This window comes from Amycolatopsis sp. NPDC051373 (genome assembly GCF_040689465.1).
Lineage (GTDB): Bacteria > Actinomycetota > Actinomycetes > Mycobacteriales > Pseudonocardiaceae > Amycolatopsis.
In genome coordinates, this window is sequence record NZ_JBFBAE010000027.1 from 1 (window position 1) to 25,982 (window position 25,982).

At 69.5% G+C, this 25,982-nt stretch carries 25 protein-coding genes and 2 pseudogenes; 12 read left to right on the plus strand and 15 right to left on the minus strand.

Translation table 11 applies throughout. The features are described from left to right. Nucleotides 1-29: 29 nt before the first annotated feature. The gene (locus tag AB0383_RS37995) at nucleotides 30-434 is read right to left on the minus strand and encodes an IS5 family transposase (protein ID WP_366189914.1); all 405 of its coding nucleotides are present in this window, start codon (nucleotides 432-434) and stop codon (nucleotides 30-32) included. A 56-nt stretch (nucleotides 435-490) separates the two neighbouring features. Here AB0383_RS37995 and AB0383_RS38000 point away from each other — a divergent pair. After that, nucleotides 491-775 (plus strand): annotated as a pseudogene (locus AB0383_RS38000) (transposase family protein); the annotation flags it as partial. Nucleotides 776-865: 90 nt separating this feature from the next. Here AB0383_RS38000 and AB0383_RS38005 read toward each other — a convergent pair. The 3 genes and pseudogenes from AB0383_RS38005 to AB0383_RS38015 all read right to left on the minus strand — a co-directional run bounded on the left by AB0383_RS38005 (nucleotide 866) and on the right by AB0383_RS38015 (nucleotide 2,399). Next, entirely contained in the window at nucleotides 866-1,264 is a 399-nt protein-coding gene (locus tag AB0383_RS38005) for a hypothetical protein (protein ID WP_366189918.1), read from the minus strand. A gap of 205 nt (nucleotides 1,265-1,469) precedes the next feature. Further along, nucleotides 1,470-1,769, minus strand: a pseudogene (locus AB0383_RS38010) (carboxymuconolactone decarboxylase family protein); the annotation flags it as partial. Nucleotides 1,770-1,787: 18 nt separating this feature from the next. Further along, nucleotides 1,788-2,399: a helix-turn-helix domain-containing protein gene (locus AB0383_RS38015; RefSeq protein ID WP_366189856.1), complete on the minus strand. Its 612-nt coding sequence runs from the start codon at nucleotides 2,397-2,399 to the stop codon at nucleotides 1,788-1,790. A gap of 89 nt (nucleotides 2,400-2,488) precedes the next feature. On the opposite strand from AB0383_RS38015, the gene AB0383_RS38020 reads away from it, so the two are divergent. Beyond that, nucleotides 2,489-3,769 (plus strand): FAD-dependent oxidoreductase, encoded by a 1,281-nt coding sequence (locus tag AB0383_RS38020; RefSeq protein WP_366189915.1) that lies wholly within the window; start codon nucleotides 2,489-2,491, stop codon nucleotides 3,767-3,769. A gap of 38 nt (nucleotides 3,770-3,807) precedes the next feature. Here the strand turns inward: AB0383_RS38020 and AB0383_RS38025 are convergent, their stop codons facing one another. Next, nucleotides 3,808-4,971 carry a C40 family peptidase gene (locus AB0383_RS38025; protein WP_366189916.1) on the minus strand — a complete coding sequence of 388 codons (1,164 nt, stop codon included), beginning with the start codon at nucleotides 4,969-4,971 and terminating at the stop codon, nucleotides 3,808-3,810. A gap of 488 nt (nucleotides 4,972-5,459) precedes the next feature. Continuing rightward, the gene (locus AB0383_RS38030) at nucleotides 5,460-6,407 is read right to left on the minus strand and encodes a nucleoside hydrolase (protein ID WP_366189857.1); all 948 of its coding nucleotides are present in this window, start codon (nucleotides 6,405-6,407) and stop codon (nucleotides 5,460-5,462) included. Nucleotides 6,408-6,460: 53 nt separating this feature from the next. Here AB0383_RS38030 and AB0383_RS38035 point away from each other — a divergent pair, with 53 nt between their 5' ends. Beyond that, on the plus strand, nucleotides 6,461-7,216 hold the full coding sequence (locus AB0383_RS38035; protein ID WP_366189858.1) for an acyltransferase: 756 nt from the start codon (nucleotides 6,461-6,463) through the stop codon (nucleotides 7,214-7,216). Nucleotides 7,217-7,291: 75 nt separating this feature from the next. Here the strand turns inward: AB0383_RS38035 and AB0383_RS38040 are convergent, their stop codons facing one another. Together AB0383_RS38040 and AB0383_RS38045 are read right to left on the minus strand one after the other, a co-directional pair. After that, the gene (locus AB0383_RS38040) at nucleotides 7,292-8,626 is read right to left on the minus strand and encodes an APC family permease (protein ID WP_366189859.1); all 1,335 of its coding nucleotides are present in this window, start codon (nucleotides 8,624-8,626) and stop codon (nucleotides 7,292-7,294) included. Continuing rightward, on the minus strand, nucleotides 8,623-9,504 hold the full coding sequence (locus tag AB0383_RS38045; RefSeq protein ID WP_364185234.1) for a carbon-nitrogen hydrolase family protein: 882 nt from the start codon (nucleotides 9,502-9,504) through the stop codon (nucleotides 8,623-8,625). Before AB0383_RS38045 ends, AB0383_RS38040 begins: the two co-directional genes overlap by 4 nt. Before the next feature lie 77 nt (nucleotides 9,505-9,581). Between AB0383_RS38045 and AB0383_RS38050 the strand changes: the two genes are divergently transcribed. The 3 genes from AB0383_RS38050 to AB0383_RS38060 all read left to right on the plus strand — a co-directional run bounded on the left by AB0383_RS38050 (nucleotide 9,582) and on the right by AB0383_RS38060 (nucleotide 12,259). Beyond that, the gene (locus AB0383_RS38050; RefSeq protein ID WP_364185232.1) at nucleotides 9,582-10,307 is read left to right on the plus strand and encodes an FCD domain-containing protein; all 726 of its coding nucleotides are present in this window, start codon (nucleotides 9,582-9,584) and stop codon (nucleotides 10,305-10,307) included. 100 nt (nucleotides 10,308-10,407) lie between these two features. Further along, nucleotides 10,408-11,868 carry an alpha/beta fold hydrolase gene (locus AB0383_RS38055; RefSeq protein WP_364185230.1) on the plus strand — a complete coding sequence of 487 codons (1,461 nt, stop codon included), beginning with the start codon at nucleotides 10,408-10,410 and terminating at the stop codon, nucleotides 11,866-11,868. A gap of 46 nt (nucleotides 11,869-11,914) precedes the next feature. Then, nucleotides 11,915-12,259, plus strand: a complete 345-nt coding sequence (locus AB0383_RS38060; RefSeq protein WP_364185228.1) for a nuclear transport factor 2 family protein — start codon at nucleotides 11,915-11,917, stop codon at nucleotides 12,257-12,259. Between the two features lie 45 nt (nucleotides 12,260-12,304). Here AB0383_RS38060 and ilvA read toward each other — a convergent pair whose 3' ends face one another. Then, complete coding sequence (ilvA, locus tag AB0383_RS38065; RefSeq protein WP_354880368.1) at nucleotides 12,305-13,561, minus strand: threonine ammonia-lyase IlvA; 1,257 nt, start codon at nucleotides 13,559-13,561, stop codon at nucleotides 12,305-12,307. A 107-nt stretch (nucleotides 13,562-13,668) separates the two neighbouring features. Here ilvA and AB0383_RS38070 point away from each other — a divergent pair, with 107 nt between their 5' ends. After that, nucleotides 13,669-14,055 (plus strand): hypothetical protein, encoded by a 387-nt coding sequence (locus AB0383_RS38070; protein ID WP_366189860.1) that lies wholly within the window; start codon nucleotides 13,669-13,671, stop codon nucleotides 14,053-14,055. Here AB0383_RS38070 and AB0383_RS38075 read toward each other — a convergent pair. Next, nucleotides 14,050-15,477 carry a short-chain fatty acyl-CoA regulator family protein gene (locus tag AB0383_RS38075; protein WP_354880371.1) on the minus strand — a complete coding sequence of 476 codons (1,428 nt, stop codon included), beginning with the start codon at nucleotides 15,475-15,477 and terminating at the stop codon, nucleotides 14,050-14,052. The two genes, AB0383_RS38070 and AB0383_RS38075, sit on opposite strands and share 6 nt — an antisense overlap. A 229-nt stretch (nucleotides 15,478-15,706) precedes the next feature. Here AB0383_RS38075 and aceA point away from each other — a divergent pair, with 229 nt between their 5' ends. Then, nucleotides 15,707-16,996, plus strand: a complete 1,290-nt coding sequence (gene aceA / locus AB0383_RS38080; protein WP_366189861.1) for an isocitrate lyase — start codon at nucleotides 15,707-15,709, stop codon at nucleotides 16,994-16,996. Nucleotides 16,997-17,064: 68 nt separating this feature from the next. Next, the gene (gene aceB, locus AB0383_RS38085) at nucleotides 17,065-18,672 is read left to right on the plus strand and encodes a malate synthase A (protein ID WP_366189862.1); all 1,608 of its coding nucleotides are present in this window, start codon (nucleotides 17,065-17,067) and stop codon (nucleotides 18,670-18,672) included. Nucleotides 18,673-19,052: 380 nt separating this feature from the next. On the opposite strand, the gene AB0383_RS38090 is transcribed toward aceB, so the two are convergent. Next, nucleotides 19,053-19,586 carry a TetR/AcrR family transcriptional regulator gene (locus AB0383_RS38090; RefSeq protein ID WP_366189863.1) on the minus strand — a complete coding sequence of 178 codons (534 nt, stop codon included), beginning with the start codon at nucleotides 19,584-19,586 and terminating at the stop codon, nucleotides 19,053-19,055. 93 nt (nucleotides 19,587-19,679) lie between these two features. Here AB0383_RS38090 and AB0383_RS38095 point away from each other — a divergent pair, with 93 nt between their 5' ends. Together AB0383_RS38095 and AB0383_RS38100 are read left to right on the plus strand one after the other, a co-directional pair. Beyond that, nucleotides 19,680-20,138, plus strand: a complete 459-nt coding sequence (locus AB0383_RS38095) for a nuclear transport factor 2 family protein (protein WP_285969729.1) — start codon at nucleotides 19,680-19,682, stop codon at nucleotides 20,136-20,138. Nucleotides 20,139-20,196: 58 nt separating this feature from the next. Further along, nucleotides 20,197-20,979 carry a class I SAM-dependent methyltransferase gene (locus AB0383_RS38100; RefSeq protein ID WP_364185216.1) on the plus strand — a complete coding sequence of 261 codons (783 nt, stop codon included), beginning with the start codon at nucleotides 20,197-20,199 and terminating at the stop codon, nucleotides 20,977-20,979. Between the two features lie 51 nt (nucleotides 20,980-21,030). Here the strand turns inward: AB0383_RS38100 and AB0383_RS38105 are convergent, their stop codons facing one another. From AB0383_RS38105 to AB0383_RS38120, 4 genes are all read right to left on the minus strand, one after another. Then, nucleotides 21,031-21,609, minus strand: coding sequence for a metallophosphoesterase family protein (locus AB0383_RS38105; RefSeq protein ID WP_366189864.1), 579 nt, complete (start codon nucleotides 21,607-21,609; stop codon nucleotides 21,031-21,033). A gap of 152 nt (nucleotides 21,610-21,761) precedes the next feature. Further along, on the minus strand, nucleotides 21,762-22,391 hold the full coding sequence (locus AB0383_RS38110; RefSeq protein WP_366189917.1) for a phosphoribosyltransferase family protein: 630 nt from the start codon (nucleotides 22,389-22,391) through the stop codon (nucleotides 21,762-21,764). Next, nucleotides 22,388-22,543, minus strand: coding sequence for a hypothetical protein (locus AB0383_RS38115; protein WP_366189865.1), 156 nt, complete (start codon nucleotides 22,541-22,543; stop codon nucleotides 22,388-22,390). The genes AB0383_RS38110 and AB0383_RS38115 overlap by 4 nt, the downstream gene beginning before the upstream one ends. A gap of 284 nt (nucleotides 22,544-22,827) precedes the next feature. Continuing rightward, entirely contained in the window at nucleotides 22,828-24,081 is a 1,254-nt protein-coding gene (locus tag AB0383_RS38120) for a glycosyltransferase family 4 protein (protein WP_366189866.1), read from the minus strand. Nucleotides 24,082-24,160: 79 nt separating this feature from the next. Between AB0383_RS38120 and AB0383_RS38125 the strand changes: the two genes are divergently transcribed. Beyond that, on the plus strand, nucleotides 24,161-25,963 hold the full coding sequence (locus AB0383_RS38125) for a sugar-binding domain-containing protein (protein ID WP_366189867.1): 1,803 nt from the start codon (nucleotides 24,161-24,163) through the stop codon (nucleotides 25,961-25,963). Nucleotides 25,964-25,982 lie beyond the last annotated feature (19 nt).

Genomic DNA, 25,982 nt, shown 5'->3' on the forward strand with positions numbered 1-25,982 from the left:
GTCCGCCGCGGGACCGGCCGATGGCATGATCATCTGGCTCGCTGTGTTCGCCGCACGAGCCTGCTTCCCCCCGTGTGGCACGCGGTCATGCGGCGAGCGCCGGCAGCGTGCTGATGCGCACGAACGATGCTGGAGTCGACCGAAACCTCCCGGTCGAGTTCGTCGATCGCCTCGGCGATCACGCGGACCGTCGCCACCAGCGTGGACAGGGTGCCGGTGCGCGACCACCGCCAGAACCTGTTGTAGACCGTCTTCCATGGCCCGTACCGTTCCGGCAGGTCACGCCACGCGACACCGGTCTTGGCCTTGAACAGCATCCCGTTGATCACCCGACGGTCATCCACCCGCGGACGCCCCTTCGCCCCCGACACCGGCAGCAACGGCTCGACTACCTGCCACTGCTCATCGGTCAACTCATGCCTGCGCACCACGATCGAAGATCAAAGCAGACCACCACACCCGCTTTGAGGACAGGCCCTAGGGCGCCTGCGGCATCGAGCAGAAGTTGGCGGGGCGTTCGGTGATGGCCGACGGTGGCTACCAAGGCAATCCCGAGGTGATCATGCCCTACCGCAAACCTCGTGACCGCAGCGATCTGGCGGACTGGCAGGAAGACCTCAATGCCGACCATCGCAAGATCCGGGCCCGTGTCGAGCACGCGCTGGCGCGGATGAAGTGCTGGAAGATCCTGCGCGACTATCGCCGCGCAGCCAGCACGCTGAACGACACGGTCTCCGGCATCGCGCACCTGCACAACATCCTCCTCGCAGACTGATCCGCAACACCAGTCCCACCAACCACAAGAGCAGTTACGAGACATCCCTTAGCAGCCGAGCATCAGCTCAAGCGCGCCATTTTCGCGACTTCACCTCGCGCGCACGCCCGAAAACGGGAACGTCCCGCCACCCGAGATCGTCACCGATCCGGTGAACACGTCGCCGTCGACCGTGCCCACCACGCCGATATCGAACCGCGCCGGATCGGTAACCACGGCGGTGAACTCCAGGCGATGGTCGGCGACATTGCCCGACACGATGGGGACCGTCACGCCCAGCTGAGTGTCCACGATGGACCCAGCCACGCCGTCGGCCACGGTTTCGAGGTTCAGTACCAGCTCCTTGCTCCCCGCCGGGTGCGTGAAGGTGATGTGCCACGTCCCGTCGACGCCGGTTTCGCCACTGAACGGCAACGCGCCGGCCACGACCGCCTCCGCGACGACCGCCGGCGCCACACGCTCGCCCAGCACCGGCTGCCCCGGCTTCACCTCGACCCCCGCGGAGTTCAGGAACCCCGCCCATCATCCGGTAGTAGCCGACGAGGAACAGCACCTCGAGGATCGTCGCCTCATCAAACATCGACGCGAGCGCCGCCCATGTTTCGTCCGAGACGAATGCCGCGGCGCACAACTCGTCGGCCGCCCGCAGCACCGCGTCGTCCTCCGGCGACCACGACGCGGCCGGGTCCGACAATGCGTTGATCTCGTCCGCCGTCGCGCCGGCGCCGAGCGCGGGGGGCACATGGTTCGCCCACTCGTACGGCGCTTCACACCGCAGCGCGACCCGCAAGATCGCCAATTCCCTGACACGCGGGTGCAGCTTGCCTTGAGACAGCAGGTGTTCGCCGAGACCCGACGAAGCCTTCATCAACGACGGGTTCCGCGCGAGCACCCGGATCACCTCGTCGGCACCGAGTTTCGCGAGCTTCTGCTCCTCCGGCGCCATTTCCTCCAACGGAAGCGGCGCGATCCGGGGATGGGTCGCATGAGGCATGACAGGTTCCTCCCAAAGTCACCGATGCTGCTCGATCCCGTCGAGCGCCTTCCGCGCGTCCTCGGCGCTGAGCATCGGGTGTGAATAGAGGTCGATCAGGGCGCGTGCGAGCAGCACGTCGCCCTCAGGGCTGAACACGTCGACGCCCATCGCGCGCGACACGTGCTCGTGCAGCACCGTGATCGACAGCGCCATCGCGGTGCTCACCGCCGCTCTCACTTCGGGCGCGACGTCCGGCGCGTCCGGCCGCGTCCGATCGACGTCGGCGAGCCACTGCGCCCCCAGCCGCACCATCTCGTCGAACAACGGCGCGGCGCCGCCGTCCACCAACGCCCGCGCGAGGTACCCCTGGTACGGCCCGACGGCGATTCGCGCGGCCGCCACGTGATTGCCGCCGACACCCGCGAGCGCCTGGTCGTTGAGGCGGTGGATCAGCTTCACCAGGTGCGCGTCGCACGCCTCGCGCAGCGCCTGCTTGGACCCGAAGTGGTGCCGCACCAGGCCCGACGACACTCCCGCCGCCTCCGCGATGCCACGGATCGTGGTGCCCTCGAACCTTCGCTCGCCGAACAGTTGCATCGCCGCGTCGCGGATCCGGGCGCGCGCCGTCAGGTCGTCGGGTTCAGCCACGGCATCCTCCTCACTATACAAGCGTACAGCTGACTATACGCGCGTGTAGTCGGAGCGGATGATCGAACGGTGCGAGACTGCGCACATGGCTGAGACAGCACCAGGCCGGTCGGGCCGCCTCGCGCGCTGGTCGCGTTCCACGGCTACCCCGACACGTTCGCCGAGCTCTCCGGCGGCAAACCCGCCCGGCACCTCGAGGCTCAGCCGCTGACCACCGACGGCCTGGGCACGCCCGACGAGCTCCTGTGGCCCCCGCCGTACGGCGCGGCCGTGGTCACCAACGACGAATTCTTCGAGCACCGCATGTTCGCCGGCGCACGCCGCCCTTCGACCTGATGCAGCGGCGGGTCGCTGCGGGGGAGGTCGCGCTCGGTGCGGGCCTCGTCGTCGGCCTGCTGCGCGGCTGCCGCGCCGCCGGCGTGGAGCTGGCCCGCGGCTGCCGCGTACGACGGCTGATCCGGACCGACGGGCGGATTACCGGCGTCGAAGCCGAACGGGACGGCACCCCGTGGCGGCTGCACGCGCGCCGCGTCGTGCTCGCGACCGGCGGGTTCGAGCACGACCCCGACCTGCGGTCACAGCTGCTCGCCGGCCCGCTCAGCCACCCCGTCACCCCGCCCGTCCAGCACGGCGACGGCCTTCGCCTGGCCGCCGACGCCGGCGCGCAGTTGTCCCGCACCGGCGAATACTGGTCCTGGCCCGCGTTCCAGGCACCCGACCGGCGCTGGCCCGACGACGCCGGCACCCCGCAGGCCCAGCTCGTGATGGCCGAGCGCTACCTGCCACACGTGATCTGGGTGAACGCCGCCGGCCGGCGATTCGTCAACGAGGCCAGCCACAACTGTGCCGTCTCCTTCGCCGGGCTCGACGCCAACACCCACCGCCCGCGCAACCTCCCCGCGTGGGCGATCGGCGACGCGCAGTTCCGCGCCCGCTACCCCGTCGGAGGCGCGCCGCCCCACCAGCCGTTGCCGGATTGGCTTCCTGGCGCCGACAGCCTCGACAAGCTCGCCGCCCTGGTCGGCATCGACGCCGCTGCGCTGCAGCACACCGTCACCCGCTTCAACGCCGCCGTCGACGCCGGCCGCGACGACGACTTCCACCGCGGCGAAACGGCCTACGAACGCGCCTTCGGCGACGCCACCGCGCCACACCCCAACCTCGGCACGATTTCCGAACCGCCGTTCTTCGCGCTCCTCGTGCACGCGAGCGCCGTCGGCACCAAGGGCGGCGCCCGGACCGACCACCGCGCCCGCGTGCTCGACTGGACCGGTCAGCCCATTCCCGGGCTGTACGCGGCAGGCAACGACGCCGCGGCCGTTTCGGGCCGGGCACCATCGACGGCGGCATCACCATCGCGTCCGCACTGACCTGGGGTTGGATCGCGGGGTCCGACGCGCCGTGACCGTCAGGCCGTCGGTCGCCCCGCGCCCGCGTAGTCGTCGCCTGGTTTGCGGTACGGGTGCACCTGCACGGCCTGGCCCGTCTGCGGGGCGTCGATCATCTGCTGGTTGCCGATGTAGAGGCCGACGTGGTGGATCTTCGTGGTGGGTTCACCGTAGAAGATCAGGTCGCCCAGCTGGGGTTCACTCACGTGGGCGACGCTGTGGAACTGCGTGTCCGCCGTGCGCATGAGCTTCACGCCCGCGCTGCCGTACGCGGCCGTCGTCAGGCCGGAGCAGTCGAAGCCCGGATCGGGGTCGCCGCTGCCGTTGCCGCCCCACACGTAGGGGAGACCGATCTGGTCGATCGCGAAGTCGACCGCGCTCAGCACCGCGGGGTTCGGCGCCTGGCTACTCTGCCCGACGGTGCCGTACACGTTCACCGTCGCCAGGATCCGATGCAGCGAAACGGGCGCGCCCTGGAGCGACGAAACGGCGTTCCACCAGTCCGTCGCCAAATCGCGGCCACCCGCGCACAGCGCGCGACCCGCCGTGAGGGCGGCGTCGTCGACGTTCTGCGGATCGGGCTTGCCGCCCGACTCGCTGCGCTGCCACTTCGACCACACCGCCGGCGCCAGCTGCATCGGCCCGGACGCGTTGGCCGTCGACACGACGCGGCCGTAGAAGTCGCGGACCTCGACGGTGCCCAGCGGCTTGGCCAGCACGCCGTCGGTGCCGACGCGGTCGCCCTGCGCGCGCCCGTGGTCGCTCGCGACCTTGCCGATGGCCGCGAGCGTCACCCACGACAGGTGGCACGCGGGTTGTTCCTTGGTGAGTGTGACGGTCGCCTGCGCGTACCCCGTCATCGCCCGCAGCGGGATGTCCAGCCACTGGCTCGTCTTCGACGCCCACGCGTCGAACTCACTGGGCTGCGGCACGTTCGGCTGCGTCGTCGGCACCGCCGCACTCGACGCGGCCACCGACGGCACCGGCGCCTGGGCTGACGACGACGGCTCGGCGGCCGTGGTCGCGACCTGCTCCGACCCCGGCGCGAACTGCACGGCCACCACCAGCGCCGCGACAGCCACGACGACCGCCGCGACCACCACCGCCCGCCCTCGCCGCGGCTTCCGCCTCCCGACCTGGGGCTTCTCGCCGTCGCCACTCAGCGGCGACAGGTGCTCCGTCATCGCCGCGGAGAACGGCGGCAGCGGCTCGACCGGAGCGGAAAACTCGGGCCCGACCTGGCCGTCGCCCCTGATCGGCGACGTTTCCCAACCGGCGTTTTCGCCAGCGAACGGCGACGCGCCGGCGCTCTCGTCGCCATCCAGAGACGACGGTCTGGCGGAATCCGTGCTGTTGCCCTTCAGCGGCGACGCCGAGACGGTCTGGTCGTCGCCATCCAACGACACGTCAGCCTGGGCGTCGCCATCGAGTGGCGAAAGCGCGGTGTGGTCATCGAGCGGCGACACCGCAGTGCTCGCCGTGCCGTCGCCGCTGACCGGCGACAGCTCAGTGGTCTGGTCGTCGCCATTGATCGGCGACTCGGCGCCGGCCGAGTTGTCGCCTTCAACCGGCGAAGGCCCGCTGACCTGGCCGTCGCCTCTGATCGGCGACACCGCGTTCTCGCCGTCGCCACCCAGCGGCGACGACTGCGAACCGCCCGACGACCCCGCCATCACCGGCCCCCGGCAAGTCTCGACAGCACGAACTCCCGCAGCCCGTCGAGGTCGGTGTCGACCGCGACCTCGATCGGCCGTCCCGTCGGATCGATCGGCACCGCGCGGCGATCGACGAGCGTCATGCCGCGCGCCGGCCCCGCGGTCACGTCGATGTCCACCGGGTAGCTGTCCGTCTGGAGAATCCCGGGGCTGATCGCCTCCGCGACGGCCACCGCGTCGTGCATCACGATGCCGTCGAAGCCCAGGACCTGCCGGTAGTGGGCGAGGTAGTCGGGCGTCAGCCCTTCCAGCGTCTGGCCCAGCGGCCCCGACGCGGCGAGCTTCGCCAGCCACGCGCTGTCCACGGCGCAGCGGTGCGTGAGGTCGAGGGGGACCATCACGCACGGCACGTCGTCCTCGGCGATCACGCGGCGCGCGGCCTCCGGGTCGGCCCAGACGTTGAACTCGGCGACGGCCGTGCTGTTGCCGCGCGCGACACCGCCGCCCATCAGCACGATGCGCGAGATCTTCGACTTGACGCCGGGGTGTGCGGCGAGCAGCGCAGCGATGTTGGTGAGCGGTCCGATCGGCGCGATCGTCACCGGTTCGTCGGACGCTTCCAGCAGCGAGACCATCAGCCCCACGGCGTCCAGCGACTCCAACGGCCGCTTTGCCTCGGGCAGCGTCGCGGCGTGGCCCGAGAGCCCGTCATTGCCGTGGACGTGGCTCGAACCGCGTTTGTTCAGGTGCACCAACGGCCGCGAAGCCCCGGCGGCGACCGGCACGTCGGGGCGGTCGCACAGCTGGAGCAGGCGCCGCGCATTGGCGGTGGTGCTGGTCAGCGGAACGTTGCCGAAGACCGTGGTCACCCCCAGCAGCTCGACGTCGGCGGAAACCGCCGCCAGCGCGATCGCGAAAGCGTCGTCGACACCGGGGTCGGTGTCGATGATCAGCTTGCTCCCCATCCGTGCTCCCCTTGCCTGTGGCGGGCGTCCCCGCACAGGTTACGGTCAACGGCATGACGTCGATGTGGGGTGCGCCCGCGTTGTCCCGCGTGCGTGCCTGGCGGCGGGCCCGGCGCGACCCGCACCAGGCGAAGTTCCTGACACGCGACTCGCTGCGCTGGGTCTGGCGCAATCGGGCGTACACGCCGTGGTACCTCGTGCGGTACTTCCGCCTCCTCAAGTTCCGGCTCGCCAACCCGCACATCATCCTGCGCGGCATGGTGTTCCTCGGCAAGGACGTGGAGATCCACTGCCGCCCCGGCTACGGCCGGCTCGAGATCGGCCGCTGGGTCCACATCGGTGACGGAAACGCGATCCGCTGCCACGAGGGGTCCCTTCGCATCGGCGACAAGTCAGTGTTCGGGCGGCAGAACGTGATCAACTGCTACCTCGACATCGAGCTCGGCGCCGCCACCCTCGTCGCCGACTGGGTGTACATCTGCGACTTCGACCACGTGACGGCCGACATCCACGTGCCCATCAAGGACCAGGGCATCGTGAAGTCGCCGGTGCGCATCGGCCCGGACACGTGGCTCGGCACGAAGGTCAGTGTCCTCAAGGGAACACGCGTCGGCCGCGGCTGCGTGCTCGGCGCGCACGCCGTGGTCCGCGGCGACATCCCGGACTACTCCATCGCGGTGGGCTCGCCCGCGCGCGTGGTGCGCAACCGCCAAGACGACTACGCCGCCGCCGCCGCCCGCCGCGAAGCCGTTGCCGACATGGCGCGCAAGGCGAACAAGGCCCTGCAGAAGACGCTCGGCGAGGGCTGAAGTTTTGCCACTCAGCGGCGACGACCTGGTTGTCGCCGCTGAACGGCACTTTGCCCATCCAGCGGCGAACACCCGTCACTCCTCGAACGACATCTCCGGCGGTGGCCGGCGGAACCCACGCGTCAGCACGACCAGGTAGACGATCCCGATCCCCAGCCACACCAGGCCGAAGGTCAGGGCGAGCCCGTCCAGGTTCACCAGCAGCCACAGGTCCACCGCTGCGCCGATCACGGGAGCGACCAGCCACGTCAGCACGTTGCGCGAGGTCGTGTGCCGCGTGCGGATCCAGGTCGCGATCACGCTCACGTTGACCATCGTGAAGGCCGTGAACGCGCCGAAGTTGATGAACGACGTCGACGTGGTCACGTCCAGCGCCAGCGCGATCAGCCCGACGATGCCCGTCAGCCCGATCGCGAACGCCGGCGTGTTCAGCTTCGGCTGCAACCGGCCGAAGATCCGCGGCAGCACCCCGTCGCGGCCCATCGCGAACATCAGTCGCGACGCGCTGGCCTGCGCGGCGATGCCCGACGCGAACTGCGCCACCACCAGCCCCGCCAGGAAGAACGCCCCGAACAGCGAGCCACCGATGTGGCGCGCGATCTCGAACGCGGCCGACGACTCGTCGTCGAACAAGAAACCCGGGTGCACGAGCTGGGTGACGTACGCGAGCACGATGAACACGCCGCCGCCGATGAGGGCCGTCAGCAGGATCGCGCGCGGGATCGTCCGCTTGGGCTCCACGGCTTCCTCGGTCAACGTCGTCACGGCGTCGAAGCCCAGGAACGAGTAGGTCGCCACCGCGGCGCCGCCCGAGATCGTGCCGAACGTGCTGCCCGGGTGGAAGAACGGGTCACCGCTTGCCACTGAGTGACCATCGGCGAGCACCTGCTTGAGCGAAAGGATGATGAAGAACACGATCACCAGCACCTGGAAGGCCATGAGGACGAAGTTGGCCTTCTCGGCGATCTTGATGCCCAGCACGTTCAGGAACGTCGTCAGCACGATGAACGCGATCAGCCACAGCCAGCTCGGCACTTCCGGGAACTGCGCCGACAGGTACGCGCCGCCGATCAGCCAGATCACCATCGGCAGGAAGAAGTAGTCGAGCAGCACCGCCCAGCCGACGAGGAAGCCGAGCCGGGAGTCGATGGCCTTGCGCACGTACGTGTAGGCGGAGCCGGCGACGGGGTGCGTCGCGGCCATCTTGCCGTAGCTCGCGGCCGTGAACAGCATCGCCACCAGCGCCACGATGTATGCCGATGGCACCGTGCCCGCGGTCGTCGTCGCCACGACGCCGAACGTGCCCAGCACGATCAGCGGCGCCATGTACGCGAGTCCGAAAAGGACGACGCCGGGCAGCCCGAGCCGTCGTTCGAGCTTGGCTCCAGGGGTCACCTTCGTGGTGCTCATCGGGCTCCTTCTCCTCGCGGACGCCACCGGTCCGGCTCGATGCGGCCCCCGTACAGGGGGAGTTCCAGCGGTTTGTCACCCGGTGTGAACTGGTCCCACATCCGGTTGACGCCGGCGGTCCCTTCGCGACGGACGCGGGCGACCTCGTCCAGGTCGACCGTGCTCGCGAGCACGCCGGACGCGGCGCCCGGCAGCTCGCCGAGCACGGTGCCCTCGGGGTCGACCAGGATGCTGTCTCCTACCCCGACGGGTCCGGCCGTATTCACGCTCGCCACGAAAACCTGGTTGGTGATCGCGTTGGCGCGCGCGAGCACGAGTTCTTGCGCCCGGTCGGGAGTGGTGGTCTGCACCGGGTTGAGTACGAGCTCCGCGCCGAGCCACGCAAGGTGGCGCGTGACCTCGGGGAACCAGGCGTCGTAGCAGATCGAGAAGCCGATTCGCCCTTCATCGGCGAGATCGGCGACCACGAAACGGTCACCGGGGTCATAAGGCTCATACGGCCGCCACGGGAACACCTTGCGGTAGCTGCCGGCCAGCTCGCCTTCGGGCGAGAAGACGAGGGCGGTGTTGAACAGCTCGCCGTGCTCGCCGCGTTCGCAGACGCTGCCCGGCGAAAGCCACACGTCGAGGTCGCCGGCCAGCTGGGCCAGGTCGCGGGTTCGCGGACCGTCGAGGGGCTGCGCGGCGGCGTTGAGCTGCTCGGTGCGTTCGTCAGCGGTCCCTTCGACCCCGCAGAGGTGCAGCTCGGGAAAGGCGACGAGGCGGGTTCCGGAGTACTCGGCCAGCACGGTCCCGACCTGGTCCGCGAACGCCGCGACGGAGTCGGTGTACGGCCGCAGTGGCAGTTGCGCCAGCGCGATCGGCAGGGGGCGGGGCATGCGCCGAAAAATAGTCCATCTTGCTCACTTAAACAATAGTGTTCACTTTGAGATGTTTTGTTGGGTATGGTCTCCGCATGGCTGCCGACCTGGGTTCGCCGGCGCTGACGGGCATCCGGCGCCTGTCCGCGCTCGAGACCGTGCGGGCCCGCATCGCCCTCGCGATCGAGCTGGGCCTGCTGGGCCCGGGGGAGCGGTTGCCGCCCAACGGCGAAATCGCGCGTGCGCTGGGTGTCGGCGACATCACCGTGCGCCGGGCGCTGGTGTCATTGTGCGAAGACGGCGTGCTGGTGCGCCGCCGCGGCCGCAACGGCGGCACGAGCGTCGCCCCCGACGCGCCGGCTGGCCGGGTCGGGGCGGTGAACGCGTACCGCGAGTCGGCGGACGAGGTCCACGACCTGATCGACCACCGGCTGGTGATCGAGGCAGGGCTCGTCCAGCTCGTCGCCACGCGGCGAACCGAAGAGGACGTCGAGCGGCTGCGCGACCTCGTCCGCCGCATGGACGACGCCGCCGGGTGGGCCGAGTTCCACGAGCTCGACGCCGAGTTCCACCTCGCCGTGGCCGCCTCGGGCGCGCCGGCGGCGGCGGTGAGGCACTACGAACTAGTGCTGCGGGAGCTGTACCGCTTCTACCTGCCGTACCGGATGTCGGCGCTGCGCGCGTCCAACCGGGAGCACGAGGTGATCGTCCGCGCGATCGCCACGCGCAATCCCGACGAGGCGGCGATCATGACCCGCGCTCACGTCGGGGATCTGCACCGGACGATGTTCGTCGGCCTGCCGGACGTGTCAGGTTCCTGACGCGCGACAGTCCACTACGGACTGATCTCGACCCATCGGTGACGCACATCAGCCGATCGGCTGATCCGGGTCTTCGCGCACGAGCCCGATGATCATCAACATGCCGAAGTTCCGTTTACTCGTCCCGGTTGTCGCGGCCGTCGCGATGGTCCCCCTGGTGCCGGCGCTCGCGTCCGCGCAGGGGCTGGATTGGAAACCCTGCGTGTCCATCGCGAAGGGCTGGGATGCCGACGACCAGCGCACCGAGTGCGCGATGGTGACCGTGCCGCTCGACTACTCCGACCCCAGCGGCCGCACGATCGACATCGCCGTCAGCCGAATCCGCGCGACGGGCACGCGCACAGGCGCGATCGTGTTCAACCCCGGCGGCCCCGGCCAGTCCGGGATGAAGATGCCGCTCACCATGTCGGAGAGCAAAGCGTCCGGCCTGCTGGAGCACCACGACCTCATCGGCTTCGACCCGCGCGGCGTCGACTACAGCGCGAGCCTCCAGTGCGAGGAGGACGACGCCCAGCCCGACCCGTCGTTGTCCGAAAAGGACCAGGCGCGGTTCCTCGCCGAACACAAGGCCGCGGCCAACGCGGCGTGCTTCGCGAAGGACCCCGCCCTCGTGAAGTCGTTCACCACGCCCAACGTCGCCCGCGACGTCGACCGCATCCGCGAAGCGCTGGGCGAACAGAAGATCGGTTACTACGGCGTCTCCTGGGGCACGGCCCTCGGCGCCGAGTACCGGACGCTCTTCGACAACCACGTCGACAAGATGCTGCTCGACTCCGTCATGCCGCCCGAGCTGAGCGTCACGACGATGGACGACGACCAGGCCGCCGCGGGCGAGAACACGTTCCGCGAATTCTCCGCGTGGGTCGCGCGCTACGACTCCGTCTACCACTTCGGCGGCATCGAACCCCAGGTCGAGAAGGCCTTGCTCGACCTGCGCGCCGAGCTCGCCGCGCACCCGCGCACCGGCCCCGACGGTTCGCCACTCAACGGCGAAACCGTCAACCAGTTCTTCGCCTACCCGCGCCGCCAGTGGGTGGAGGCCGCCGGCCAGCTCGCCGCCATCCGCGACGGCGGTGCTTCGACGGCACAGCCTGATGCCACAGCCTCGCCGAAAACCGGCTTCGGCTGGGACACCGAACGGACCGGTGGCAACTTCTTCCAGCAGAACGCCCTGCTCTGCAACGAATCACCCAGCCCCCGCGACTTCGACACGGTCTGGCAGCACCGCACCGACCGGATCAAGGCCAACCCGGTCGCCGGCTCGTTCGGCGTCTACGAGCAGATGTGCGTCGGCTGGCCTGTGCCCGCGACGCAGTGGCAGTTCAGCGCCGGCAAGAGCCCGCTGCAGTTCGTCGGCCACGCCTTCGAACCGGTCACGCCCATCGGCTGGGCCCTCGCCATGCAACGGCAAATCGGCGGCTCCCTCATGACCGTCGAAGACGACGCCCACGGCTCGCTATCGAGCCTGCCCTGCGCCGCCGCGGCCGTGACGTTCTTCGACACCGGCCAGACGACCACCCAGTCCTGCCCCGGCGCGCCGATCCCGGCTCCGAAGGCGTAGCCGCTGACAGGCGAAACCCACGTGACGCCGCGGATAACCTCACCTCGTGAGCGAGATCCTGCGGCGTCACGTGGCCGCGTTCAACGACCGCGACCTCACCACTCTGCTCGGGGGTTTCACCGACGACGCCGTCTGTATCACGGGCACGACGGTTGCCCGTGGCCGCGCCGAGCTGGCCGGCCTTTTCGAGAGCGCCATCACCCAGCTCCTGCCGACCCTGACCATCGACGAGATCCTGATCGACGGCGATCGCATGGCCGCCCAGCTGACCGAGCGACTCACCCACGGCGGAGAGGAGCACAGGTTCTCGATCGCCGGCTTCTACCGCCTTCGCAACGGCCGCATCGCTTCCGCCAAGATCTATCGCGAGGGCAGCGCAGAACTCGACTGAACCCCGTTGCCGTTCAGCGGCGAATGCTTCTGACCAGCGGAAACGTCACAGCAAGAAGTGGAACAGCGGGCTCCCCGGCTCCACCTGCTCGACCTGCAGCGGGCTCGCCTCCAGCCGCTTGAGCAGGCCGGGCAGCTCGGCCGGCCGCGGGATTTCGATGCCGATCAGCGCCGGCCCGAGCTCGCGGTTGTTGCGCTTCACGTACTCGAAGCGCGCGACGTCGTCCTCCGGTCCGAGGATCTCGTCGAGGAAGCGCCGCAGCGCGCCCGGCTCCTGGGGGAAGCTGACGAGGAAGTAGTGCTTCAGTCCTTCGTGCATCAGTGAGCGCTCGAGGATTTCGCTGTAGCGGCTGACGTCGTTGTTGCCGCCCGAGACGATGCACACCACCGTTTGCTCGGGTTCGACCAGGACCGTGGTCCCGAGTGCGGCCGACGCCAGCGCGCCCGCGGGCTCGGCGATCACGCCGTCGGCCTGGTACATGGCCAGCATCTCCGTGCACACGGCGCCCTCGGGCACGGAGGTGAGCTCGGCGCCGCTGTCGCGCACGAGCGGGTACGTCACGCCGCCGGCCTCACGGACCGCGGCGCCGTCCACGAACGAGTCCACCGCGTCGATCCGCACCGGCTTGCCGGCCTCCAGTGCCGCGGCCATGCACATAGCCCCGGCCGGCTCGACGCCGACGACGCGGATCTCCGGGTGCCGCTCGCGCACCCAGGTCGCGATGCCGGCCAGCAGGCCACCGCCGCCGACGGGCACCACGAGCACGTCCGGCACGAAGCCGAGCTGCTCGACGACCTCCAGCGCCACCGTTCCCTGGCCGGCGACGGTGCGAGGGTCGTCGAACGCCGGCACGAGCGTCGCGCCCGTGCGTTGAGCGTCGTCGTTGGCGGCGGCGAACGCGTCTTCGTACGTCTCGCCGACGACGATCACCTCGATGTGCGCACCGCCCAGCGTCGCGATGCGCTCGCGCTTCTGCCGCGGCGTGGTGCCTGGCACGTAAACGCGGCCGTTCGCCCCCAAACGGCGACATGCGTACGCCACACCCTGCGCGTGGTTGCCGGCGCTCGCACACACGACGCCGCGCGAGCGCGTGGCCTCGTCGAGCTGGACGATGAAGTTGTAGGCGCCGCGGATCTTGTACGAGCGGACCGTCTGCTGGTCCTCCCGCTTGAGCCACACCCGCGCGTCGACGCGGGACGAGAGCCGGGCGTTCGGCTCGAGCGGCGTCCGGGTGACCACACCCGTGAGCCGCTCGGCGGCCTGTTCCACCATCTGGGCACTGACGGTATCGATCCGTTGCACGATCGTTGAATCTACTTCCCGCTCACCGCGACGTCCGAGGCGGTGCGGGCGGCAGCTTGCGGTCAGCCGTCACCGGGTGTCGTGGGAACGGCCTGATTTGCGCAGTCATGAACGTTTCGGAGGAGCCTGACCGGCCGGTCTCGGTCGTGCTCGCTGCCGCCTTCTTCATCGGCCAGACCGCGGTGTTGCTGGCCATGGGCGCACTTTCGCCGGCGTCCGGTGGCATCGGATTGCTCGCTGTCCCTTGGTGTCTGGTGCTGGTGTATTCGGTGGTGCGGCTCTGGCTGGGCGGGCGCTGGGGCCGGATCACGCTCACTGTGCTCACTGTTGTCACGCTGGTGCCCGGCTACGCGGCGGTGAGCGCCCTGGTGGACGGCCACGCCCTGCCGACCATCGGTGTCCTCGATCTGATGGTCAGCGTGTTGTCGCTAGTGGGTCTCGTGCTCGCCTACCTGCCGGCGTCCAACACCTACATCCACCTCCGCAGCTCATGAACTCTTCGGTACCGCCGGGTACGGGACGAACGTGCTGGTGTTCTCGTCGACCGTCAGCGGCTTGCCGATCGCCGGGAACGCGCGCTGCGAGCAAGCTGGGCGTTCACAGACTTTGCAGCCCATCCCGATCGGCGTCGCCGCGGCGGGCTCGTCCAGGTCGAGGCCGGTGGAGTAGACGAGCCGTCCCGCGTGACGGAGTTCGCAGCCGAGGCCGACGGTGAACGTCTTGCCCGGGCTGCCGAAGCCGCCGATGTTGCGCGAGACCGTGCGCGCGACCCAGAAGTAGCGTTTGCCGTCGGGCAGGGCCGCGATCTGTGTCAGGATCTTGCCAGGCGAAGCGAACGCCTCGTAGATGTTCCACAACGGACACGCGCCGCCCACACGCGAGAAGTGGAACCCCGCGGCCGACTGGCGTTTCGACATGTTGCCCGCCCGGTCCACGCGCACGAACGAGAACGGGATGCCCCGCTGCTTCGGCCGCTGAAGCGTCGACAGCCGGTGGCACACCGTCTCGAAGCCGACGCCGAAGTGGTCGCACAGCCGCTCGATGTCGTAGCGGAACTTCTCCGCCGTGGTCAGAAAAGGGCCATACGGCAGGATCAGCGCTCCGGCGAAGTAGTTCGCCAGGCCCACGCGCGCGAGCGTCCGCGCGGTCGGCCCCGAGAACGCCCACGAGTCGGCCAGCTCGGTGATCAGATCGTCGTACTCCAGCAACGCGATCTGCGAAGCCATCCGGAACGCCTGTTGCCCCACGCGCAAGCTCGGTGCGAGCCGCAGCACGCGCGTCGCCGGCTCGTAGCGGTGCTGCTGACCTGCGGCTTCGTTCAGCCCTTCGCTCGTCACCTCCACGCCGTAGCGCTGCCAGAGGCGATCCTTCAGCGACGTCAGCGCCGAGCCTCGGCGCAACGGGATCTCCGCGGCCATGCGTTCGGCGCGCTCGTCGAGCTCCGCGACGTAGTTCTCCCGCTCGTAGAAGAAGTCGCGCACCTCTTCGTGCGGCAACGGCGCCGCGGCGCTGCCGTGCAGGCCGAGGCCGTTTTCCGTGGTCAGCGCGACCGTGCTCTCCACGGCGTTGCGGTAGCTGCGGTGCAGCTTCACCAGTGCCTGGGCGATCGAGGGCAGGTTGGAGGCCAGCTCGTTGAGCTCGCTCGTGGTCACCTCGACGCCGACGACCTCGTCGAGCAGCGCCTCCTTCACGTCCGCGACCAGGCGAGACGTGTCGTTGTTGGCGAAGAACTCCGTGTCGACGCCGAACGCCTGCGTGATCCGCAGCAGCACGGGCACCGTCAACGGCCGTGAGTTGTGCTCGATCTGATTCAGGTAGCTGGGTGAGATCTCGAGCACACGAGCGAGGTCGGCCTGGCTCATCGAACGGCTCTCACGGAGATGCCGTAGCCGCGCCCCGGCGAAAGTTTTGTCCATCGCTCCTCCGATCGGCCGGAAGGTTTCCGGCCCTGAACGATTACGTGAACGATCAAGGCCGTGGATTTTCACCCGACTTGCCAACCAGCGATTCGCAAGCTTTGCAAGATGCTACGCATCCTTCACATAAATTGGCAAATTGGAGCTATGGACCGCCTTTTCGTGCTCGTGTCAGGGTCGTAACCAGGCAAGGCGAGCAATCGCAAACTTCGCAACACGGGAGAGTCCGATGACCGAGCAGGCCAAGCAGCTCGACCAGGCGGCGGCCGAGCTGGCCGAGCAGTGGAAGACCGACCCCCGCTGGGCGGGCGTCCAGCGGACCTACTCCGCCGCCGATGTGGTGAAGCTGCGTGGCTCCGTCGTCGAAGAGCACACGCTCGCCCGTCGCGGTGCGGAGCGGCTGTGGGAGCTCCTGCACACCGAGGACTACGTCCACTCGCTGGGCGCCCTCACCGGCAACCAGGCCGTCCAGCAGGTCCGCGCGGGCCTCAAGGCGATCTACCTGTCCGGCTGGCAGGTTGCCGCCGACGCCAACCTGGCCGGCCAGACCTACCCGGACCAGAGCCTCTACCCGGCCAACTCGGTCCCGGCCGTCGTCCGCCGCATCAACAACGCGCTGGGCCGCGCCGACCAGATCAACTGGGCCGAGGGCAACACCGACATCGACTGGTTCGCGCCGATCGTCGCCGACGCCGAGGCCGGCTTCGGTGGCCCGCTGAACGCGTTCGAGCTGATGAAGGGCATGATCGCCGCCGGCGCCGCGGGCGTGCACTGGGAGGACCAGCTCGCGTCCGAGAAGAAGTGCGGCCACCTCGGCGGCAAGGTACTGATCCCGACCAAGCAGCACGAGCGCACCCTCAACGCCGCCCGCCTCGCCGCGGACGTGCTGAACGTGCCGACCCTCGTCGTCGCCCGCACCGACGCGCAGGCCGCGACGCTGCTGACCAGCGACGTCGACGAGCGTGACCAGAAGTACCTGACCGGCGGTCGCACGGCCGAGGGCTTCTACGAGGTCAACAACGGCATCGAGCCCTGCATCGACCGCGGCCTGGCCTACTCGCAGTACGCCGACCTGCTGTGGATGGAGACGTCCACTCCGGATCTCGAGATCGCCCGCAAGTACGCCGAGGCGATCAAGGCCGAGTTCCCGGACCAGATGCTGGCCTACAACTGCTCGCCGTCGTTCAACTGGAAGAAGCACCTCGACGACGACACCATCGCGCGGTTCCAGCGCGAGCTCGGCGCCATGGGCTACAAGTTCCAGTTCATCACGCTCGCCGGCTTCCACGCGCTGAACTACTCGATGTTCGACCTGGCCCACGGCTACGCCCGTGAAGGCATGACCGCCTACGTCGGGCTGCAGGAGCGCGAGTTCGCCTCCGAGGAGCGCGGCTACACCGCGACCAAGCACCAGCGCGAGGTCGGCACCGGTTTCTTCGACCTGGTGTCCACGGCCCTGAACCCGGAGAGCTCGACCACCGCGCTCAAGGGCTCGACCGAAGAAGACCAGTTCCACTGACCTACCCCCGCGGGCCGGCGATTCCGGTCGCCGGCCCGCCCCCCTTCTTTCCCTCGCGGAGGTACGAGATGGCCGACAAGCTGAACTACCGCATCGAAATCACCGGTCCCGCCGGTGACCGGTTCGCCGAGATCCTCACCCCGGCCGCGCTGGAGTTCGTGGCCAAGCTCGACAACGCCTTCGCCGGACGCCGCCGCGAGCTGCTCGACGAGCGCCGCCGCCGTCGCGAGCGCGTGCAGGCAGGGGAGGAGCAGCTGGACTTCCTGCCCGAGACGCGCCGCATCCGCGCCGACGACAGCTGGCGCATCGCGCCGCCGGCGCCCGGTCTCGAGGACCGCCGCGTGGAGATCACCGGCCCGACGGACCGCAAGATGACCGTCAACGCCCTGAACTCCGGCGCGAAGGTCTGGCTCGCCGACTTCGAGGACGCGACTTCGCCGACGTGGCACAACATCGTCGACGGCCAGCTGAACCTGTTCGACGCCATCCGCCGCAACATCGACTTCACCACCGAGTCAGGCAAGCACTACACGATCGGCGACGACCCGGCGACGATCGTCGCCCGCCCGCGCGGCTGGCACCTGGTGGAGAAGCACATCCGCATCGACGGTCGCCCGCTGTCGGCGAGCCTGGTCGACTTCGGGCTGTACTTCTTCCACAACGTGCGCCAGCTGATCGCGCGCGGCAGCGGCCCGTACTTCTACCTGCCGAAGCTCGAGAACCACCTCGAGGCGCGCCTGTGGAACGACGTTTTCCTGTTCGCGCAGCAGGAGCTTGGTATCCCGCGGGGCACCGTCCGCGCGACCGTGCTGATCGAGACGATCACGGCTGCGTTCGAGATGGACGAGATCCTCTTCGAGCTGCGCGAGCACGCCGCCGGCCTGAACGCGGGGCGCTGGGACTACATCTTCAGTGTCATCAAGAACTTCTCCGAGCACGGCGCCGACTTCGTGCTGCCGGACCGCGCACAGGTCACGATGACGGTCCCCTTCATGCGTGCCTACACCGAACTGCTGGTCCGCACGTGCCACCGCCGTGGCGCGCACGCGATCGGCGGGATGGCGGCATTCATCCCGAGTAAGGATCCTGACGCCAACACGACCGCGTTCGCGAAGGTCCGCCAGGACAAGGAACGCGAGGCGGGCGACGGGTTCGACGGCTCGTGGGTCGCGCACCCCGGCCTGGTCCCGGTCTGTCGCGAGGTCTTCGACAGCGTGCTGGGCGGCTGGCCCAACCAGCTCGGCCGGCTGCGTGAGGACGTCGACGTCACCGCCGCCGACCTGCTCGACGTCGCCTCCGCCGGCGGCGAGGTGACCGAGGCCGGCGTTCGCGCCAATATCAACGTCGCCCTGCGCTACATCGACTCCTGGCTGCGCGGCACGGGAGCCGCGGCGATCCACAACCTCATGGAAGACGCCGCGACCGCCGAGATCGCGCGGTGCCAGGTCTGGCAGTGGATCCGCAACGGCACGAAGTTCGCGGACGGCACGGCGTTGACGCGCGGGCTCGCCGTGGAGTTCCTGGACGACGAGTTCGAGTCTGTCCGCGCCCGCCTGCCCGCCGGCCACCGCCTCGACGACGCCCGCGCCATCTTCACCGAGACCGCCTTGGGCGAGAAGCTCTCGGGCTTCCTCACGACGAGCGCCTACGCCCGCCACCTGTGCGACGCGCGGTGACCACGCTCCGGCCGCCCCTGACCTGACCGGGGACGGCCGGTTTCCCGCACCGCTTTGGGACGGTGCGGCGAGACGGGTCCGGTGGCGGAGGCTCCCCGCCACCGGACCCGGGTTTTCGTCTGTTGCCGTCCAGTGGCTAGGCGCTGGTGGGCGGCGCTTTTTGGTCTGTCGGCCGGCCATGGCTCTGTTGCCGCTGATCGGCGACAGGCTCCGGAGCTGCCCTTTTCGACGTGCCGGCGGCGATCGCCGGGGGTCATCCATCGGCCGTGCGGTACAGCTACGGCTCGCCGTTGACTGGCGATTTGTCGACGAACGCGTCGATCGCCGTTCAGCGGCGACGACCTGGCCGGCCGCTCATCGGCGACTCCAAGGCCGCGGGATCAGCGCCGCGCGGCCAACAGCGTCGCCGCGGCTGCGCGAGCCGTGCCGGCCTCGCCGGGGTCACCCTTGATCGCGGCGAGCACCGTGGCCCCCTCCATGAGGGAGAAAAGCTGGTCGGCGAGGTCGTCGTCGGCGACGAGCCGCCGCAGGTACGCGCGCACTTCGTCCTTGTGGTTGTGGATGGCCGTGGCCACGCCGGGCGCGAGCGTCCCGAACTCGCCGAACGAGTTCACGAACGCGCAGCCCCGGAAGTCGGGCTCGCTGAACCAGTTGTGCAGCCAGTCGAAGACGGCCAGCGGGTCGTCGCCCCGCGCGGCGACGAACTCGCGCAGCGACCGGCGCCAGCGTTCGTCGCGCGTGTTCAGGTAGGCGGCCACGAGGTCGTCCTTTGACGGGAACACCTGGTAGAGCCGCTTGAGCGAGACGCCGGAGCGGCTGCGCACGGCGTCCATGCCCACGGACTGCACGCCCTGGGCGTAGAACAGGTCTTCGGCTGCCTCGAGTAGCCGTTCGGTGGCTTCCGCGGTGTTCACGTCATGTCCCTCTGGTGTGGAGAATCAACGTTCTCTATGCTAGCCGAACCAGGGAGAACGCGCGTTCTCCCGCGATCCGCGCAGGAGCCCGCCATGACACCGCGCCCGCCGTTCCCGCCGTTCGACGAGAACACCGCCCGCCAGAAAGTCCAGGCCGCCGAGGACGCCTGGAACACGCGCGACCCCGAGAAGGTCTCCCTCGCCTATACCGAGGACTCCGTGTGGCGAAACCGCGACCAGTACGTCGTCGGCCGTGCGGAGATCGTCAAGTTCCTGACACAGAAGTGGGAGCGCGAGCTCGACTACGCGCTGCGCAAGGAACTGTGGGGCTTCCGCGGCAACCGCATCGGCGTGCGGTTCCAGTACGAGTCGCACAACGCCGAGGGCCAGTGGTTCCGCAGCTACGGCAACGAGCTCTGGGAGTTCAGCGACGAAGGCCTCATGCGTCGCCGCGAGGCGAGCATCAACGACCGCCCGATCGCGGAAAGCGAACGCTGGATTTTCGGCAAGCGCCCGGAAGCCGAGCACGGCAAGGAGTTCCCCATCTTCTGATCCTCGGCCGTGAGCGAACGCGCGTGATTTCGCGCTGAAGTGCAGCCAGGATCCAGTTATGAGCCTGGGATTCAGCGGAGAAGTCACGGAGTTCTACCACCGCTACCGCCGCGGTTACCCGACGGCGGTGTTCGATGCGATCGCCGCCGAGTTCGCCCTGGCCGGGGACGACGTGGTCCTCGACCTCGGGTGTGGCACGGGACAGCTCGCCGTGCCGATGGCCGCGCGGGTCCGCGCGGTCGCGGGCATGGACCCCTCGTCCGACATGCTTTCGCGCGCCCGCCGCGCCGCGGCCGACGCCGGCGTGACCAACGCGTCGTGGCTCCTGGGTGGCGACACCGACGTCACCGCGCTGAATTCCCTGCTCGACGGGCTCGGCGCCGTCACCATCGGGCAGGCGTTGCACTGGATGGACTACGCGACGCTGTTCGCCGCTGTGAAGCCGATGCTCCGGCCGGGCGGCGGCATCGCGGTGGTCACCAACGGTTCACCGCTGTGGCTCCAGGACAGCGACTGGTCGCGAGCACTGCTCGGCGTGCTGTCCGACTGGTTCGGCCGGCCCCTCACCGCGTCCTGCGGAACGGACGACGCCAGCCAGGACCGCTACCGCGCCGCGCTGGTCGGCGCCGGCTACGACGTCGGCCTCCGCACCATCGACTACACCGGCGACCTCACCGCGGACGAGATCATCGGCGGCGTCTACTCGGCCATGGGCGAGGACGAGTTGCCGCCCAGCGGCGAACGGCCGGCCTTCGAGAACCGCATCCGTTCGGCGATCGAGCCCCACGCGCCGTTCCGTGAACCGGTTCGCGTGACGATCCTGACCGGTCGCGTGGCCTGAGTTTCGTCGCCACTGAGTGGCAACAAGAGGTCGGCGGCAGGGTTTGGCTGTTCAGGCGCTGGTTTCGGCCGGACTTCCGAGCTCGGTCAACTCGGTGGTGACGGCGTCGAGGTGGAGAGGGCGAAGGTCGTTGACGTCCATCCCGACGTTCAACTGCCGGCCCCGCTTGCGCCACGCGCTGTGGACGTGACCGTGCAGCAGCCACAGTCCCTCGTCGGGCAGGCGGTACTGCGACCCGCGGTCCTCGCCGATGTGGTCACCTTCGTACGGGAAATGGCTGAGCAACACGTTTGTCCCGGCGATCCGGCGCCGGGCAAACGCTTGCACCGTGGCGAAGTGCTCCAGCCATGCGCGTTGGTGCCGATACGCCTGGCGCAGCCCGGGCCACGGCTCGTCGTGGTTGCCGGTGATGAGGTGGATCTCGCCGTTCAGCTGCCGGAGCGTGTCGGCGAACCGTGCCAGCCGGCCCATGCCGACGTCACCCAGGTGCCACACCTGGTCGCCCGGCCGGACGGCGGCGTTCCACCGCTCGACCACGAACGCGTCGTGCTCGGGCGGCGTCTCGAAGCCGCGCAGGCCGGCCACGAGCTGGTGGTCGAAGTGGGTGTCGGCGGTGAACCAGACGTCCATGATCGGGCTTCTCCTCGTTGTCGACGTCGGCCCATCGCCGGGGAGGCGACGCAGGCATACCTTGCGCCCTGAACCTCCCCTTGCGCCAGGGATTTTCGCCATTCGGCGGCGCTCGTCACTGTCCGTTGTGGATAATGGGATGAAGGTCCCCTTCACCCCTTCCCCAGGAGCCGCATCACGGTCGCGTCCGACACCTGGGTGAAGTCGGCGTACCAGCGGCCCACGGCGCTGAATCGCCTCGGCGCGGCGACGGCGATGAACTGGTCCACCTCGCCCTCGAACTCGGCGATGGCGTCCGGCGCGCACACCGGCACGGCCAGCACCACGCGCCGCGCGTCGCGGAGGTCGCGGACGGCGGCCATCGCGGTCACTCCGGTTGCCAGTCCGTCGTCGATCACGAGCACGTCGTGGCCGGCCACCGCGACTTCCGGGCGCCCGTCGCGATAGGCCGCCAAACGGCGACGCGCCTCGGCCCGCTCGCGCGCACACGCCGGCTCCATCGCTTTCGGCGTGAGCCCGAACGCGCGCAACGCCGGCATCGAGTAGTAAGGCGGCCCCTCCGCAGTCACCGCGCCGACGCCGAACTCTCGCCGCCCAGGCGCCCCGATCTTCCGAGCGACCACGACGTCCAGCGGAGCCCCGAGTGCCTGGGCGACCTCGGCCGCCACCGGCACGCCCCCGCGCGGCAACCCGAGCACGACGGGCTCGACCCACGGCTGCCTGGCCAGGATCCGCCCGAGTTGCCGCCCGGCGTCGATTCGATCGAAGAACAACGTCCTCACCACCGTCGCGCCACCAGCCACGACACGATGCTCGCGGCACGCGGATTGTTGAACAACCCATTGGCCGAAAAACGGCAAAAGCCTGCCGCCCAGCGCATCCCGACGACAGCCGGCACGAGCCCGGCCGCGTGGTCGACGAACGGCAACATCATGCGTTCCAGATTCCCGCGACGAAGCCGGACGAACCGGTCACTCGCCGCGTTCAGGCCGGCCTACCTACTGCTTCCCCTATTGTTTCGCGCGCGGCGCCGGACGGATGCTTCGAACACCCCACCGAAATATCCAGGGAGCCGTCATGACCAGCAGATCCAGAGCCGTCGTCGCTGCCTTGCTCGCCGTTTTCGCCCTTGCTCTCACCGCAGCGCCGGCGGTTTCGGCGCCCGCTCAGGCGCACGCCGCCTGTGTCCGGCCCTGCCACTTCTGACGGCGGGCCCGTTCAGAGTTCGAACGCGTTGCCCGTCGCGATCTTCGGGCGTCCCAGCTCGATCGGCTCTCCCATGCGTGCGCGCCGGTAGACCTCCGCCGTCGCCTCGGCGATGCGTCCCCAGTCGAAGTCCGCCGCGAGGCGTGACTGGGCCGTTCGTGCGCGCCGGGTCGCGGCGGCGGCGTCGCTCAGGACAGTCGTGACCGCCGTGGCCAGACCCGCGACGTCGCCCGGTTCGAACGCCAGGCCCGTTTCCCCGTCGACGACCACCTCGCCGAGGCCGCCCGCCGTCGACGCGACGAGCGGTGCCTTCGCGGCCGCGGCCTCCAGGGCGACGATCCCGAACGGTTCGTACCGGCTCGGCAGCACCACGGCGTCGGCCGCGGCCAGCAGCGCGCGCAGGTCACGGTCGGGCAGGTGGCCGACGAAGTCCACCGCGCGGCGAATCCGCAGCTTGCGCGCCTGGGAGACCAGCTCGTCGTGGTGTCGCCCCTTACCGGCGACGACCACCCGCGTGCCCGGGAACTGGCGACGGATGCGAGGGAGCGCGGCCAGCAGGTCCTGCACGCCCTTTTCCCACTCCAGCCGGCCGAAGAACAGCAGGAACGGTGCGCCGTCGGGGCTGTGCCGTTCGCGCATCTTCGCCACCTCGGCGGCCGAGACGCGCCAGCTGCGTTCTTCGATGCCGTTGTGGATCACGGTGACGTCGGCGGCCTCGATCTCGAACAGGTGCGCCACTTCCTTGCGCATTGCCTGCGAGCAGGTGATCACGGCGTCGGCTCGGTTGGCCAGCCACCACTCGACGGAATGCACCTGCTGGTTGAGCGGGTGCGAAAGCCAGCCCGAGTGCCGGCCCGCTTCGGTCGCGTGGACGGTGCCGACGAGCGGTACGCGCGCGGCCTCGGCGATGGCGATCGCCGGGTGCGTCACGAGCCAGTCGTGCGCGTGGACGACGTTGGGCTGCCACGTGCGCAGCAGGTCCTGCGCGGCGCGGATCATGGCGTGGCCCATGGCGAGCGTCCAGGCGACGAGGTCGCGTTCGAACGTCAAGTGCATCGGGTCCTCGGCCACGCGGATCAGGCGCACGCCCTCGACGTCGCGGTCGCTGCGCGGGTGCGTGGAGGCGTCGGTGCCGGCCTGGTGGCGGCAGAGAACCACCACGTCGTGGCCCTGCTGGGCGAGGTGCCGGGCCAGCGCGTGCACGTGCCGGGCGAGCCCGCCGATGACCACGGGCGGGTACTCCCACGACAGCATCAGCACGCGCATGGGCAGAGGTTACTCGCCAGTCGCTTCCGCCGGGCGGCCCGGCTGTCGCCGCCTTCGATCTCTGTCACCATCGAAGGTGATGACTTCCAGCCAGCCCGAGTGGCAGCGCGCGGACCCGCCCCTGACGACGCCGTGGACCGACCTCGTCAGCCCCTCCGACGTGCTCCCCGAGTACCCCAGACCGCAGCTGAAGCGGCCGCGGTGGCTGAACCTCAACGGCGTCTGGGACTACGCGGGGTGGCCGTCGTCGCCCGGGGAACCGCGGCCTGTCGGCTACGGCGAGCGCATCTTGGTCCCCTTCGCACCGGAATCGGCACTCTCCGGAATCAACCGGCGCGACGAGGTCCTGTGGTATCGGCGGCTGTTCGAGGTCCCGGAGGACTGGCGCGGCGATCGCGTGCTGCTGCACTTCGGCGCGGTCGACCAGACGGCGAAGGTCTGGGTGAACAACCAGCTCGTGGTCACCCACGAGGGTGGCTACGCCGCGTTCAAGGCGGACGTCACCGATGCGTTGCGTGCGTCCGGGCCGCAGGAGCTGACCGTTCGCGCCGAGGATCGCACCGACATCTCGCCGTTCCCGCTCGGCAAGCAGCGCAACGCACTGGGCGGCATCTGCTACACGTCGACGTCCGGGATCTGGCAGACGGTGTGGCTCGAGCCGGTGCCCGTTGAGCGCGTTGAGAACCTGGAGATCACTCCGGACCTGGCGGGCTTCGCGGTATTTCCCCAGGTCAATGGTGGTATTCAAGTCGAGCTGAGCGTTTCGCCACCCAGCGGCGACGAGATCGTCAGCGTTCGTGGGGCCGCCGGCACGAGGTTGCGGGCGGACGTCCCGGAGCCCCACTGGTGGACTCCCGATGATCCGTATCTCTACGACCTCACCGTGCGGCTGCTCGACCACCACGGCGACGTGCTCGACGAGGTCACCAGCTACGGCGGACTGCGCACCGTTGAGCTCGTCCCCGACTCCGCCGGACGCCCTCACGTCGCCCTCAACGGCCGGATCACCTTCCTCCACGGCCCGCTCGACCAGGGCTATTGGCCCGACGGCGGCTACACCGCGCCCACCGACGACGCCCTGCGTTTCGACCTCGAGAAGACGAAAGAGCTCGGCTTCAACTTCGTCCGCAAGCACGTGAAGATCGAGCCCGCGCGCTGGTATCACTGGACCGACCGGCTGGGGCTGCTCGTCTGGCAGGACATGCCGTCGCTGGTGGTGTCGTTCGACGGGCCGCCCGGGCCGGCGCCGGACCCGGTGCCCGAGGGCAAGGACCGCTTCGAGGCCGAGCTGCGGGAAATGGTGCGGCAGCTGCGGAACGTGCCGTCGATCGTCGCGTGGGTGCCGTTCAACGAGGGCTGGGGCGAGTTCGACACGGCGCGGATCGCCGAGCTCGTGAAGGAGCTCGACCCGACTCGCCTCGTCGTGGCCAACAGCGGCGTCAACTGCTGCTTCTCCCGCACAGACACCGGCGCCGGCCACGTCTACGACGACCACACGTACGTCGGGCCCGGCGAGCCGCGCGTGCAGGACCACCGCGCGCTCGTTGACGGCGAGTACGGCGGCCTCGGGCTCGTCCTCGACGACCACCGCTGGCCCGGCCCGCCCAACGCGTACGAGATGACCGCTGACGCCGATCACCTCACCCGCCGTTATACGGAGCTCAGCACCCGGCTGGAGTCCCTGGTCGGCGAACTGGGCCTCTCAGGGGCGATCTACACCCAGACCACGGACGTCGAAAACGAGGTCAACGGCCTCCTCACCTACGACCGCCGCGTGACCAAACTGGACGCGGACGTCGCGGCGGCCCGCAACCGCGCGGTCATCGCCCGCGGCTCGTCCCCGGCCGTCGAAGCCGTCCAGGAGCCACAAAACCCCAGTTAGAGACGTTTCGCCACTGAAC

Excerpts from the sequence above, each read along its gene's own strand:
- AB0383_RS38025 (WP_366189916.1), bottom strand. The coding sequence starts at position 4,971 with ATGACGGAGCACCTGTCGCCGCTGAGTGGCGACGGCGAGAAGCCCCAG.
- AB0383_RS38030 (WP_366189857.1), bottom strand. The coding sequence starts at position 6,407 with ATGGGGAGCAAGCTGATCATCGACACCGACCCCGGTGTCGACGACGCT.
- AB0383_RS38035 (WP_366189858.1), top strand. The coding sequence starts at position 6,461 with ATGACGTCGATGTGGGGTGCGCCCGCGTTGTCCCGCGTGCGTGCCTGG.
- AB0383_RS38040 (WP_366189859.1), bottom strand. The coding sequence starts at position 8,626 with ATGAGCACCACGAAGGTGACCCCTGGAGCCAAGCTCGAACGACGGCTC.
- AB0383_RS38045 (WP_364185234.1), bottom strand. The coding sequence starts at position 9,504 with ATGCCCCGCCCCCTGCCGATCGCGCTGGCGCAACTGCCACTGCGGCCG.
- AB0383_RS38050 (WP_364185232.1), top strand. The coding sequence starts at position 9,582 with ATGGCTGCCGACCTGGGTTCGCCGGCGCTGACGGGCATCCGGCGCCTG.
- AB0383_RS38055 (WP_364185230.1), top strand. The coding sequence starts at position 10,408 with ATGCCGAAGTTCCGTTTACTCGTCCCGGTTGTCGCGGCCGTCGCGATG.
- AB0383_RS38070 (WP_366189860.1), top strand. The coding sequence starts at position 13,669 with ATGAACGTTTCGGAGGAGCCTGACCGGCCGGTCTCGGTCGTGCTCGCT.
- AB0383_RS38075 (WP_354880371.1), bottom strand. The coding sequence starts at position 15,477 with ATGGACAAAACTTTCGCCGGGGCGCGGCTACGGCATCTCCGTGAGAGC.
- aceA (WP_366189861.1), top strand. The coding sequence starts at position 15,707 with ATGACCGAGCAGGCCAAGCAGCTCGACCAGGCGGCGGCCGAGCTGGCC.
- aceB (WP_366189862.1), top strand. The coding sequence starts at position 17,065 with ATGGCCGACAAGCTGAACTACCGCATCGAAATCACCGGTCCCGCCGGT.
- AB0383_RS38095 (WP_285969729.1), top strand. The coding sequence starts at position 19,680 with ATGACACCGCGCCCGCCGTTCCCGCCGTTCGACGAGAACACCGCCCGC.
- AB0383_RS38100 (WP_364185216.1), top strand. The coding sequence starts at position 20,197 with ATGAGCCTGGGATTCAGCGGAGAAGTCACGGAGTTCTACCACCGCTAC.
- AB0383_RS38105 (WP_366189864.1), bottom strand. The coding sequence starts at position 21,609 with ATGGACGTCTGGTTCACCGCCGACACCCACTTCGACCACCAGCTCGTG.
- AB0383_RS38115 (WP_366189865.1), bottom strand. The coding sequence starts at position 22,543 with ATGATGTTGCCGTTCGTCGACCACGCGGCCGGGCTCGTGCCGGCTGTC.
- AB0383_RS38120 (WP_366189866.1), bottom strand. The coding sequence starts at position 24,081 with ATGCGCGTGCTGATGCTGTCGTGGGAGTACCCGCCCGTGGTCATCGGC.
- AB0383_RS38125 (WP_366189867.1), top strand. The coding sequence starts at position 24,161 with ATGACTTCCAGCCAGCCCGAGTGGCAGCGCGCGGACCCGCCCCTGACG.